Below are 12109 nucleotides of genomic sequence, written 5' to 3' on the forward strand. Positions count from 1 at the left end.
GTGTCGGTGGTCATGTCGCCAGCCCCTCGGCAAGCGGGCCCAGCGCGAGCGCCGGGAAGTACGTCAGACCCGTGATGATCAGGATGGCGCCCACCAGCAGGCCGGTGAACAGCGGTTTCTCGGTGCGCAGGGTGCCCGCGGTCACCGGGACCGGGCGCTGCCCGGCGAGCGAGCCGGCCAGCGCCAGCACGAAGATCATGGGCACGAAGCGGCCCAGGACCATCGCCAGCCCGATCGTGGTGTTGAACCACTGCGTGTCCGCGTTCAGACCGGCGAAGGCCGAACCGTTGTTGTTGGCGCCGGACGTGTAGGCGTACAGGATCTCGGAGAAGCCGTGCGCGCCGGAGTTCGTCATCGAGTGCGGCGGGGTGGGCAGGGCCATCGCCGCGGCGGTGAAGACGAGCACCAGGGCCGGGGTGACGAGGATGTAGCAGGCGGCGAGCTTGATCTCGCGGGTGCCGATCTTCTTGCCCAGGTACTCGGGGGTGCGGCCGACCATCAGTCCGGCGATGAACACCGCGATGACCGCCATGATCAGCATGCCGTAGAGGCCGGAGCCGGTGCCGCCGGGGGCGATCTCGCCCAGCATCATGCCCAGCAGGGCGATGCCGCCGCCCAGGCCGGTGAAGGAGGAGTGGAAGGAGTCCACGGCGCCGGTCGAGGTCAGCGTGGTCGACACCGCGAAGATCGACGACGAACCGACGCCGAAGCGGACCTCCTTGCCCTCCATCGCCCCACCGGCGAGCTGGAGCGCCGGGCCGTGATGGGCGAACTCGGTCCACATCATCAGGGCGACGAAGCCGACCCAGATCGTCGCCATCGTCGCGAGGATCGCGTACCCCTGTTTGACCGAGCCGACCATGACACCGAAGGTGCGAGTCAGCGCGAACGGGATCACCAGCAGCAGGAAGATCTCGAAGAGGTTGGTGAACGGGGTGGGGTTCTCGAAGGGGTGCGCGGAGTTGGCGTTGAAGTAGCCGCCGCCGTTGGTCCCCAGCTCCTTGATGGCCTCCTGGGAGGCCACCGCCCCGCCGTTCCACTGCTGCTGCCCACCCATGAACTGCCCGACCTCGTGGATGCCGGAGAAGTTCTGGATCGCGCCACACGCCACCAGCACGATCGCCGCGACGACGGCACCCGGCAGCAGGATGCGGGTGACACCACGCACCATGTCGGTCCAGAAGTTGCCCAGTTCACCGGTGCGCGAGCGGGCGAACCCGCGTACCAGCGCGACCGCCACCGCGATACCGACGGCCGCCGAGACGAAGTTCTGCACGGCCAGCCCGGCCGTCTGCACGACGTGCCCCATGGCCTGCTCGCCGTAGTACGACTGCCAGTTGGTGTTCGTCACGAACGACGCGGCGGTGTTGAACGCCTGGTCGGGGTCGATGGCCTTGAAGCCCAGCGATCCGGGCAGGACGCCCTGGAGCCGCTGCAGCAGATAGAGGAAGACGACGCTGACAGCCGAGAAGGCCAGCACCCCGCGCAGATACGCCGGCCAGCGCATCTCGGTGTCCGGGTCGGCGCCGATGCCCTGGTAGATCCACTTCTCGACCCGCCAGTGCCGGTCGGAGGAGTAGACCCTGGCCATGTAGGTGCCGAGCGGGACGTAGGCGAGCGCCAGGGCCGCTATGAGGGCCAGCAGCTGAAGCACGCCGGCGAGGACGGGACCCATCTCAGAACCTCTCCGGGAAGAGCAGGGCGAGGACGAGATAGCCCAGCAGGGCGACGGCCACGACCAGGCCGACGATGTTCTCGGCGGTCACAGCTTCGTCACCCCCTTGGCGACGAGGGCCACCAGCGCGAACACCGCGAGCGTGGTGAGGACGAAGGCCAGATCGGCCATCGCGAACTCCCTGAGTGAGGTGCGAAAGAAGTACGGACGGTTAGAGGAAAGCGCCTGTACGGCCGGATACGAACGGCCTTGACGGCTCTCATACGGCGACGACCGCGCCCTTGACGGGACTCTTACGGCACCTGGCCGGCGCCGGGGGACACGCTGCCCGTGACGGTGCGGGACATCGTGCGGGACGTCATGCGTGCCGTCGTGCGGGGCGTCACCGCAGCAGCCGGAAGCGGAGCCGGCAGATGACCGCGTCGGTCTCACGCCGTACCGCGTGGGCGACGACCGCTCCCCGCTGGTTCTGCAGCAGCCGCTGCCACAGCCGCTCCGGCTCGGTCTCGGGGATCAGGACGGTGACCCGGGTGGCCGGCTCCGACGCCACGACCGCACGCACGTACGCGGCGATGGGGGTCGGCCCAGGGTCCGGCGCTCGGAGGCCAGCAGGACCAGGGGCACACCGGGGTCCCAGGCGGCCCAGGCGCCCTCCAGGGCGTGTATCTGGGCACGGTCCTCGGGTCCGGGTAGCAGACGGTGACCGCAGTGATCAGCATCAGCACCGCCAGGCACAGCCCCAGCCGGTCGTCGTGCAGCGCGGGAAAGGCCGAGGTCAGCGCGGCCACACCGGCCGTGACGGCCACGCAGACGTTCAGGACGTAGTCAAGGACCGGTGAGGTGGCGGCCACCAGACTCGTCCGCGCCCCCAGGTGCGTCCTGGCGACGGCGTACGACCCGCCGCCGTCCGGGAAGGCCGCGATCACCTGCCGGTACGAGGCGACCAACACCGCCAGTGATCCTGCGATTGCCAGCGTCACCGGGAGGGTGAACCCGAGGCCGTGGGCACCGGCGGTGGCCAGGACCAGGACGATCGCCTCGGGCCGTACGCCACCGACGCCATCGCGTCCAGGGACAGGGCGGCCAGCCCGGTGACGGTGGTGAGCCGGTGCCGTTCGCCGGCGTCCGGCGGTTCCTCACCGGCGGGTGCGGCGCGGCGGTGCCCTCAGGGTGTGTCTCAGGGTGTGGCCGTTCCCGGCCGCGACCGGCCGTCCCTTGCGCGTTCGTCGCGCCCGAGGGCCCCACTTTGACGGGGCCTTGACGGGCAGCGCGTCAGATCCCCGGTGCACCACCAACGTCACCCACCGCCTCGTCGCCCGCGGCGTCGTCGAGCGGGAGGACGACCCGGCCGACGCCCGGAGCACCTGGCTCAAGCTGACGCCGGACGGCGTCGCGCTCGCCGAGCGCGCGCTCCTCGCCACCTCGGCCGAGCACGAGGCGCTCTTCGAGGGAGTGCCGGCGGAGGTTGTCGAGGCGGCGACCGTCGCGCTGCGGAATCTCGCCACCGCGCCCCGGGCGGCCCGGGCCCAGGGCCGGGCCTGACCGCGGGAGACGCGCGCAGGACGCCCGCACTGACGTGCCTGGTTGAATGCCGGCGACGGACGGTCCTGGTCTTGTCGAGGTGTCCGTACCCGTCGACCGCGGTACGCCGAACAAGTCGGCGATCTGCTGGACCGTCTTCTCCCGCTCGTCGTGGAGCCGCCGGGCGAGCGCGGCCTGATCCTCGGTGAGCTTCGGCCGGCGCCCGCCGACCCGGCCGCGGGCCCGTGCCGAGGCGCCGGCCCGCAACAGGACCTCTGCGTCGCTCAGTGGGTGTGCTCACCGATCTTGTGGTGTCCGAGTTCGGTGAGGGCGCGGTCGAGGGTGTCGGTGAAGAAGTCGACTGCTGCGGGGTCGATGCACAGCGGGGGCTTGATCTTGAGGATGTTGAGGTGGTCTCCGGTGGGCTGGACGATGACGCCGAGGTCGAGCATGCGATCGCAGAGTTCGGTGGTTTCCTCGGTGGCGGGTTCCAGGGTGGTGTGGTCGCGGACGAGTTCGAGGCCGAGGTAGAGGCCGGAGCCGTGGACGGCGCCGATGATGGGGTGGCGTTCGGCGAGGTCCTGGAGTCCGGCTTTGAGGCGGGCGCCCGTGCGGACGGCGTTGCCCTGAAGGTCTTCGTCCCGGAGGGTGTCGAGGACGGTGAGGCCGACGATGCTGGAGACAGGGCTGCCGCCGGTGGAGGAGAAGAAGTAGCCCTGGTCGCGGTAGCGGTCGGCGATGGCCCGCGTGGTGATGACGGCTCCGAGGGGGTGGCCGTTGCCCATGGCCTTGGCGGCGCAGACGATGTCGGGCACGGCCTGCTGCTGCTCGAAGCCCCAGAACCAGGTGCCCAGGCGGCCGTAGCCGACCTGGATCTCGTCGGCGATGGCGAGTCCGCCGTGCCGGCGCACCGCCGCGTACACCTGGGCGAGGTAGCCGTCGGGGAGGGCGACGCCGCCGGCGTTGCCGTAGTAGGACTCGCTGAGGAAGGCTCCGGCCGGGCGGCCGGAGGCGGCGAGGTTGTCGATGATCCGGACGGCCTCGGGGGCGTACTGGGCCGCCTGCTTGCCTCGGTGCAGGCCGCGGTAGGAGTTGGGCGAGTCGACGGTGTGGACCCAGCTCGGGCGGCTGGTGAGGGCGTTGGGGTTGTCCTGGAGGGAGGTGGAGACGGCGTCGGAGGCGTAGGTCCAGCCGTGGTAGGCCTCTCGCAGGGCGACGACGTCGTGCTGTCCGGTAGCGCCGATGGCGAGCCGGATCGCCAGGTCGACGGCCTCGGAGCCGGAGTTGACGAGGAACACGGTGTCGAGGGGGTCGGGCAGCAGGGAGGCGAGGCGTTCGGTGAACTCAACGACGGCCGAGTAGTGGAAGCGGGAGTTGGTGTTGAGTCTGCGCAACTGCCGCGAGACCGCTTGTTCGACGCGGGGGTGGGCGTGGCCGAGGGAAGTGACGTTGTTGACCATGTCGAGGTAGGAGCGGCCCTCGGCGGAGACCATGTGGTGGCGCCAGCCGCGTTCGATGCGGGGCGGATGGTCGTAGTAGTGCTCCTGGACGGTGGCGAAGGTGGCAGCCCGCCGCTCGAGCAGATGCGGCTGCGAGGTGGTCTCGGCGGTCGGCAGGCCGAGCAGCGGGGCGGCGTCGGTCGTGAGGGCGAGCCAGCCGGCGGCGTACTCGGGTCGCACGAGGGGCGGGACGGTGGGCGCGTCGGGCTGCTGGAGCGAGATGTGGACGCGGGCGCCCGCCGGCAGGGAGGCCAGGGGCTCGCCCGCGCGGACGGGGGTGGCGGCGGGCAGGTCGGGCCGGACGGTGTCGGGGAAGGACAGGTGCAGTATGTGGGCGCCGCACGTGACGGCGATGTGGCCGGGCGCCGTCGCGAGCACCTCGCCGGCGTTAGGCGCCTGCAGGACCGTGGGCCCGGCCGGCCACAGGTCGATGCCGGTGGCGATGGTGGCGGGTGAGACGGCGGACAGGGCCGGGGCCGCGGTGAGCCGTGTCCGGCCGTGGCGGGTGGCGGCCGCGGCGACGGCGTTCTGGGCGAGGAGGGCCGCCGCGAGGCGGTCGTCGGCTGATTCCTCCAGCCAGGTGCCGTGGTCCATGGCGTCGGCCTCGACGGAGAGGTCGAGTACGGCGATCCCGGCGGGGTCCAGGCCGGCCACCAGGGGCCGCTCGGCCGGTGTGGGGGCGGCGGTCCGGGCGGCCCGGGTCAGGCCGAGGCTCTCGGTGATCAGGTGGGTCATGACCGCGGTCGGTATGGCGGTGGCCTGCTCGAAGACGCGCCACTCGCGGTCGAGGGCGGCGTTGACGTAGGCGTTGTCGCCGTCGATGGCGGCCTGGTGCCGGCCGCTGACGACCAGGGTGGCGGCGCGGAGTACGACCAGCGGCCACAGCGCGGCCGCCTCGTCGGCGGAGAGCGGGCGGACCTCGTGGAACGCGTGGACGGCGGGCAGCACGTGGTGCGGTTCCATGCCGTCGTGGTGGAGCATCGACGACAGAGGGATGGCCAGCTCGCACACCGCCCAGGTGTCGGTCAGATCACCGAAGTCGATGATCCCGTCGGGCAGCGGGAGGGGGCTGTCGGGTGAGCGGACCAGGTTGTCGTCGGTCAGGTCCAGGTGTACGGCCTGGCGCGGGAGCCGGTCGGCGACCTCCAGCAGAGCGGCCCAGGCGTCTGCGGCTGCGGCCTGGACGGGGCGGCGCTCCGCCTCCGGGAGGTGGTCCAGCAGGCGGGCGACCACGCGGTCGGCGTGCCGGGGGTCCCACTGCAGGACCCGCTCCAGCCCCGGGTGCTCGAAGGTGCGCAGGGCGGTGCTGACCTGGCCGGCGATGCGGCCCATGGCAGCGACGGTCCGGGGCGGGAGGTGCCGCGGACCCGAGAGCGTCCCACCGGGCAGGTGCCGCAGCAAGCGGGCCGTGACCGGAGCGGCGTCGGTGTGCAGGAGCACGGTGCGACGGTTGCCGTCGGCGTCGCGCAGGACCGTTGCCAGACGCAGGCCGGGGTGGGTGTCGGCGAGCAGGTCTACGGCGGTGTCCTGGGCGTCGATCTCGGTCGAGGAGAACGCCGGGTTCGCGATCTTCAGGACGGCCGCGGCGGTGCCGTCGTCGTGGGCCAGCAGGAAGTTGGCGTCCTGCTGACTGCCCAACGACTCGGCGCGGACCGTGAGCCCGAAGTGCTCGGCGGCGATCCGGCCCGCTTCCTCGGCTGTCACCCGCGGGGCGGGCAGTGCTTGGTGGGTGAAGAAATCGACGGTGAGGGACTGGTCGTACGTCATGCCGGATTCCTCGGCTGTTCGTGAGGGGAGGGGAGGGTGAAGGCCAGCAGGTGATCACGGTGCGGCTGGCGGTAGCGGGTGGCCCGGGTGCCCCTGCGGCGTGAAGGGCCCGTAGGGCGGTCGGATGGTTTGCCGTTACCAGCGGTGGGCGCGTGTCAGAAGCCGAAGGGGTGCCTGACCGAGGCCGTTGTCTCGTCCGTGAGGTCAGGCAGGCGTCCTCAGTCGACGTCCCACAGGAAGCAGTGGGTGTGGATCCCGAAGTACGGGAAGCTCTCCACCGCGGCGACGCCCTCGACGGTGCGTACGACGTCGTTGACGAAGTCCAGCAGGTCATGCGGACGACGGCACACGACCTCGGCGAACAGATCGAAAGCGCCGGAGGTAAGCACGGCGTAGACCACCTCGTCATGGCGTGAGAGCTCGTCGGCCACCGCACGGGGATCGCTGTCCACGCGCAGGCCGAGCAAGGCCATGGTCTGCCCGCCCATGGCCATCGGGTCGGTGACCCCGACGACCTGGACCACCTTGTGGTCGATCAGTCGCTGCAGCCGCTGGCGGGCAGCCGAGGGCGACAGCCCGACCTTCGGCCCGAGATCGGCGTACGGAATGCGTCCGTCCGCCTGCAGCTCCCGCAGGATGGCCCGGTCGATGTCGTCCACGGCGTTCACCTCCCCTGTGTGTAAACAGCTAATCATGCGATCGAACCACGCACAATGGGGCAGTATCGCGAACGGATCTGTTGTTTGCGCGATCGAATCACGCGTCGATCTGGATTTGGCTGGTCCGGCCAGGCGCTGGCCGTATCCGGTGGGGGCCGGGTGGCGGCCCCTGCGGGGCCGGGAACGGTCGTGGACACCGCGAGGTCGAGACGGGCGTCCGTCCATGTCGAGGCGGAAGGTGCCGTCGAGGTCGTTCGTTCGACCAGAGCAAGGCGGTCAGCCTCCGCCGGGTCCTCGTCAGCCAGCCGGTCTGACCAGACCGGCTCGGCCGGACCTGCGGTGGTGGCGACGATCGTCGCGAAGCCTGGCCAGGAGGAGCTCGTCGAGAAGACCTTCAAGGCCGCTATACCCGCCGTGCACGCCGAACCCGGCTGCCTGCTGTACGCGCTGCACCGCAAGGCGGGCACCACCGGTGAGTTCGTGACGATCGGGAAGTGGGCCTCGCAGCAGGCGCTCGGTGCGCACATGAAAGGCGCCGCGATGCGCGAGATCGGCACCGCCCTCGCGCAGGCCCTGGCCGGCCCCCCGGACGCGCTCTTCCTGGAGGCGCTCCCCGCCGGCAGCCCGGACTCCGGCGCCATCTGACCGCAAACGGGCATCGGGCCGACGGCCCTGCCGCTCGACCCACCCCCCACGCAACCGAGGAGCACTCCCCATGAAGAGCCTGATGTTCGTCGCCCCCGGACAACTGCGCTTCGACGAGGTCGACGCCCCCGTCATCGTCGAGGGCACCGACGCGCTGGTGCGCCCGCTCGCGGCGACGACGTGCGATCTCGACCACCATGTCATCGACGACAAGACGCCGTTCTTTCGGATTCGGCCCGTTCCCGCTCGGCCACGAGTGCGTGGGCACGGTCGCCGAGGTCGGCCCCGACTGCACGGACGTCGCGGTCGGCGACGTCGTCGGCGTCGCCTGGCACATCGCGTGCGGCACCTGCGCGCAGTGCGAGCTCGGCCACACCGCCCGCTGTCTCCGGCACGGCGACGCCCAGTACGGCCTTCCGGTGAACGGGGCCTGGGGCGGCTGCTTCGACGAACTCATCCGCGTCCCCTACGCCGACTTCAACCTGGTCGAGCTGCCGGCCGGCGTCGACCCCGTGCACCTCGCCACCCTCGTCGGCGCAGGCGGAGTGCCGTACCTCGCACTCGGACGAGCACCCCACGGCACAGCCCTTTCGGGTGTCGACGCCGCGGCGGCGGGGGTCGCGTTCCTGCTCGTGCTGGTCCGGCAGACCGGGCATCCGCGTGCCCTGCCGACCTCCGCCGACCTGGCCGCCTACCGCATCATCCAGGAAGGGCTGACCCTCCGGTCCGGTTTCCGCATGATCCTGCAGTCGGAGCCGGACCTGGAGGTCGTCGGGGAGGGGGGGGCGGTCGACCCCCGGGTCGGTGCGGCCGTCCCCTTCTACGGCGTCATCCGGGGCGAACTCCCCGACTTCTCGGGCCTGAAGGCCGAGATCCAGGGGCACTACGCGCAGACGGACGTCACCGTGTCGGCCCGAGTCCCTGGGGACGGGCTGCGGGCGATCATCCCGGCCCAGTCCGGCATCACCCCCGAGATCCACGTGCATCCCGCACAGCACGCCTTCTTCAAGGACAGCCACCCCGGGGTCTACCACGCGGAGTCGGCGACGAAGGCGTGGGAGCGCACGCTGGAGTTCCTGCGCGAGCGCCTGGGCTGACGTCCGCGGGACGGCCGAGGCCGGCCACCGGCGCCGGTTCTGCGCCGGGCCGTCGGATCACCTGGTGCCGACGGTCCGCAACACCGCGAGGACGAGGGTGCGGGCCACGGTGACGATCTCACTGATCCGTACCTGCTCGCGGGGGCCGTGTGCCAGCCGTACGTCACCGGGACCGAAGTGCAATGTCGGTATGCCCGCGGCCGAGTACAGACGGAGGTCACTGCCGTACGGGGCACCACGCTCCGGCATCCGCGGTCCGCCCACGGCGTCGGCGAACGCGTCGTGCACGACGTCACGCAGCACGCTGTCGGCCGGGAGGCGGCCGCTGGCGAACTGGCCGCCGGGCCAGGTGACGGTCGCCGGGTGTCCGCTCAGCCACGGATCCCGCTCGCAGGCCCGGGCCACACACTCCTCCAGGTCCGCGCGCGCCTGCTCCGGGTCCTCACCGAGGCGGACCCCGAGCCTGCCCTCCGCCACCAGCAGGTCGGGAACGCTGCTCGCCCAGTCACCGGCGCGCACGGTGCCCACGGACAGGGGGTAGGGGACGGGGTACTCGGCCATGAGCGGGTCGGGGCCGACATTGCGGCGTGCCTCGAGACGGGCCAGGGCCTCGTGAAGGGGCAGATAGGCGTCCACGGCACTGACCCCGGCGTACCGGGTGCTGCCGTGGGTGGCCTTGCCGGGCACCTCGATGCGGAAGGTCAGCGCGCCCGCGTTCGCGGTCACCAAGGTGCCTCCGGTGGGCTCGGTGATGATGCAGGCGTCGCCGGTGTAGCCGCGGTGGAGGGTGCCGAACGCACCCAGGCCGCCGTCCTCCTCGCTCACCACGAAGTGGGCCGCCACCCGCCCGCGCAACCGGGCACCGCAGGCCCGTATCGCCGCCAGGGCGGCGAGATTGGCGACCACTCCCGCTTTCATGTCACAGGCGCCACGGCCGTGCACGACGTCACCGGCCGTCCTCGGGGTGAACGGGTCGCCGTGCCACTGGGCCGGGTCGCCGGGCGGCACGACGTCGACGTGCCCCTGAAGGATCACGGTGGGGCCGTCATCCCCGGCCGGAGTGTGTCCGACCAGGCCCCAGGCCTCGCTGCGCGGAGCCTCTGTCCCCGGAAACCCTGAGGCGGCGCGCAGTTCGGGCAGGTCCATCGACCACAGATCGGTGTCGAGTCCGAGCCGCCGCAGACGGTCCGCGAGGAGGTGCTGGAGCTCGGATTCGGCGGCGCTGCCGGTCACGCTGGGTACGGAGAGCAGGTCGAGCAGCATCCGGCCGATGGCCGATTCATCGACCGCGGCGAGGGCGGTGGCTTCCAGTGAACTCAGCGTCGCGGGCATGCGGGACCACTTTCACGAAGATCGGCGGGCGGTGGACCGATGCTAGAAGTCGGTGAGTCCGCAAACAATCGCCATCAGTTGTGATGTTGTGGCAATTTCTTGCGTATTCCAGAACTCATAGGCGATCCTTTGCGTGCTTTTCCGGGCCGAGGCAGGGGTGGGGCGCACATGGACGCCATCGACGAACGCATCCTCCACTGCGTGCTGCGCAACGCACGCAGCACGTACGCCGAGATCGGTGAGGCGGCCGGGCTGTCCCCGTCGGCGGCCAAGCGCCGCCTCGACCGGCTCGTCGCGACGGGAGCCGTCCGGGGGTTCACCGCGCTCATCGACCCGCAGGCTCTGGGGTGGCGCACAGAGGCGTTCGTCGAGGTGTACTGCAAGGGCGACGCGACACCGGACCATCTCAGGCGCGAGCTGGAACTGATACCCGAGGTCGTCGAGGCGTGCACCGTGTCCGGCGCCGCGGACGCCATGGTGCACATGCTGGCCAGGGACATCCCGCACCTGGAGCGTGCCGTGCAGCGGGTCCGCGAGGCCCGGTACGTGGACCGCACCGAGAGCGTCATCGTGCTCTCCCGGCTGCTCAACCGCCCCAGAGTGTGACGACGGCGAACAGTGGTCAGCGGGGCGGGAAGGAAGCCAGCGAGAGATCCCACTGATCAGCGGCGTGAAGCAGCGCCGCGGGGTCCATCGTGACCTCCACGACGTACTGGTAGATGTCAGCCCCGCCGTCACCCTGTTGCCACGGGGGTGCCGCCTCCGAGGACAGGTGCACGCGGATCACCGCGCTCCCGCCCTCGCTGCGATCGGCGAGGCTGAACGCCACGACCGGCTCGATGAACCACGTGTCCGGCCACAGCCCGCCGTCGGCATCGGGTTCGGTGACGGTCACCGTCCCCGCGGCCACCGCGCGCAGCCACGCGGACACCTGGCGGGCCTCACCGGTGAGCAGACACGGATCGACGAAGAACCAGCTTCCCCCGGGAGTCGTCACCGTGCCATCGATGACCAGCCAGTTGTCGTCGTACGCGTCGCCCCCGACCGTGGCGAACTGATAGCGCACCGGTCGGAGGTCGACACCGCTGGTGAGGTCGTTCAGGAGCACTGGGCCAGGATGTCATGCGCCGGCCAGCACGATGCTCCGCGGATCTCGCACGCGTGCCGACCGGGATCGCGGCGGCCGGCCACCGCACGGTAGACGTCCCGGCGGCGGCTGGCGCCGGTATGGGGTCCGGATCACCGCACCCGGGGGCCGGTCACCCGGTGGCGGCCAGTCGGCGCAGGAGCTCCTCCTGCGAGACGTCTTCCACGTGGGTCAGAAACACCCACATGTGACCGGAAGGGTCCTTGAGGATGACGGTGCGGTCACCATGGAACATGTCCTTCGGCGGCTGGATGATCTCGGCGCCGGCTGCCTCCGCGCGCTCCGCGAGGCCGTCGACGTCCGGCACGAAGACGTGCAGCGTGACGGACGTACCTCCACCGAGTGAGGCCGGCGCGGCGAAGAAGGCGGCCTCCGCCTCCTCCACGCTGGCGTCGCCCAACATCAGGGTCGACCGTCCGATGGTGATCTCGGCGTGCAGAATCCCGCCGCCCGGGGCGTGGATCCTGAAGTCCTCACGGGCGTCGAAAGCCCGCTGGTAGAAAGCGATGGCCGCGTCGGCGTCGTCGACCATGACGTGCGGGATCACGGCGTAGTGGTAGCGGCTGGGGATGTCGACGTGGGTGGCGTGCCCGGTCATTTTGAACCTCCCTGGTGAGGCGCGCCGCTGATCGGTTCCAACGGCTCTGGAAGGAACCTAGAAGCTCAAGTTTGCTTGAGGTCAAGGTGCGTCGAGGGGAGGGGATCGATCCGGCTCACGGTGAACAGGCTTGCTGATCGTTTCGCAATGGCTGCTGCGCTGGTCGCCG

General features: G+C 71.0%; 12 protein-coding genes and 2 pseudogenes. 4 read left to right on the top strand and 10 right to left on the bottom strand.

What is annotated here, in order from left to right; genetic code table 11:
* Positions 1-10 precede the first annotated feature (10 nt).
* From kdpA to U5640_RS43345, 4 genes and pseudogenes are all read right to left on the bottom strand, one after another.
* Positions 11-1675: a potassium-transporting ATPase subunit KdpA gene (gene kdpA / locus U5640_RS43330; RefSeq protein WP_340384703.1), complete on the bottom strand. Its 1665-nt coding sequence runs from the start codon at positions 1673-1675 to the stop codon at positions 11-13.
* A gap of 1 nt (position 1676) precedes the next feature.
* Positions 1677-1766, bottom strand: a complete 90-nt coding sequence (gene kdpF / locus U5640_RS43335; RefSeq protein WP_037727062.1) for a K(+)-transporting ATPase subunit F — start codon at positions 1764-1766, stop codon at positions 1677-1679.
* Positions 1767-2057: 291 nt separating this feature from the next.
* Entirely contained in the window at positions 2058-2225 is a 168-nt protein-coding gene (locus tag U5640_RS43340) for a hypothetical protein (protein ID WP_340384711.1), read from the bottom strand.
* A gap of 151 nt (positions 2226-2376) precedes the next feature.
* A pseudogene (locus tag U5640_RS43345) lies at positions 2377-2798 on the bottom strand (amino acid permease); the annotation flags it as partial.
* Between the two features lie 134 nt (positions 2799-2932).
* Between U5640_RS43345 and U5640_RS43350 the strand changes: the two are divergent.
* The gene (locus tag U5640_RS43350; protein ID WP_340385729.1) at positions 2933-3217 is read left to right on the top strand and encodes a hypothetical protein; all 285 of its coding nucleotides are present in this window, start codon (positions 2933-2935) and stop codon (positions 3215-3217) included.
* A gap of 142 nt (positions 3218-3359) precedes the next feature.
* Here the strand turns inward: U5640_RS43350 and U5640_RS43355 are convergent.
* From U5640_RS43355 to U5640_RS43365, 3 genes and pseudogenes are all read right to left on the bottom strand, one after another.
* A pseudogene (locus U5640_RS43355) lies at positions 3360-3463 on the bottom strand (hypothetical protein); the annotation flags it as partial.
* Positions 3464-3480: 17 nt separating this feature from the next.
* A complete protein-coding gene (locus U5640_RS43360; RefSeq protein WP_340384713.1) occupies positions 3481-6462 on the bottom strand; it encodes an aminotransferase in 2982 nt (993 codons plus the stop codon).
* A 218-nt stretch (positions 6463-6680) separates the two neighbouring features.
* Positions 6681-7121 (bottom strand): Lrp/AsnC family transcriptional regulator, encoded by a 441-nt coding sequence (locus tag U5640_RS43365; RefSeq protein WP_340384715.1) that lies wholly within the window; start codon positions 7119-7121, stop codon positions 6681-6683.
* Positions 7122-7463: 342 nt separating this feature from the next.
* Between U5640_RS43365 and U5640_RS43370 the strand changes: the two genes are divergently transcribed.
* On the top strand, positions 7464-7766 hold the full coding sequence (locus U5640_RS43370; protein ID WP_340384717.1) for a putative quinol monooxygenase: 303 nt from the start codon (positions 7464-7466) through the stop codon (positions 7764-7766).
* 197 nt (positions 7767-7963) lie between these two features.
* A complete protein-coding gene (locus tag U5640_RS43375; protein ID WP_340384719.1) occupies positions 7964-8863 on the top strand; it encodes an alcohol dehydrogenase catalytic domain-containing protein in 900 nt (299 codons plus the stop codon).
* 57 nt (positions 8864-8920) lie between these two features.
* Here the strand turns inward: U5640_RS43375 and U5640_RS43380 are convergent, their stop codons facing one another.
* On the bottom strand, positions 8921-10195 hold the full coding sequence (locus U5640_RS43380; protein WP_340384721.1) for an ArgE/DapE family deacylase: 1275 nt from the start codon (positions 10193-10195) through the stop codon (positions 8921-8923).
* A gap of 168 nt (positions 10196-10363) precedes the next feature.
* On the opposite strand from U5640_RS43380, the gene U5640_RS43385 reads away from it, so the two are divergent.
* The gene (locus U5640_RS43385) at positions 10364-10801 is read left to right on the top strand and encodes an Lrp/AsnC family transcriptional regulator (RefSeq protein ID WP_340384723.1); all 438 of its coding nucleotides are present in this window, start codon (positions 10364-10366) and stop codon (positions 10799-10801) included.
* 16 nt (positions 10802-10817) lie between these two features.
* Here U5640_RS43385 and U5640_RS43390 read toward each other — a convergent pair whose 3' ends face one another.
* Positions 10818-11303: a hypothetical protein gene (locus U5640_RS43390; protein ID WP_340384725.1), complete on the bottom strand. Its 486-nt coding sequence runs from the start codon at positions 11301-11303 to the stop codon at positions 10818-10820.
* Positions 11304-11454: 151 nt separating this feature from the next.
* Entirely contained in the window at positions 11455-11940 is a 486-nt protein-coding gene (locus U5640_RS43395; protein WP_340384727.1) for a VOC family protein, read from the bottom strand.
* Positions 11941-12109: the final 169 nt, after the last annotated feature.

It is taken from the genome of Streptomyces sp. SS7, from assembly GCF_037993025.1.
Classification (GTDB): Bacteria; Actinomycetota; Actinomycetes; order Streptomycetales; family Streptomycetaceae; genus Streptomyces.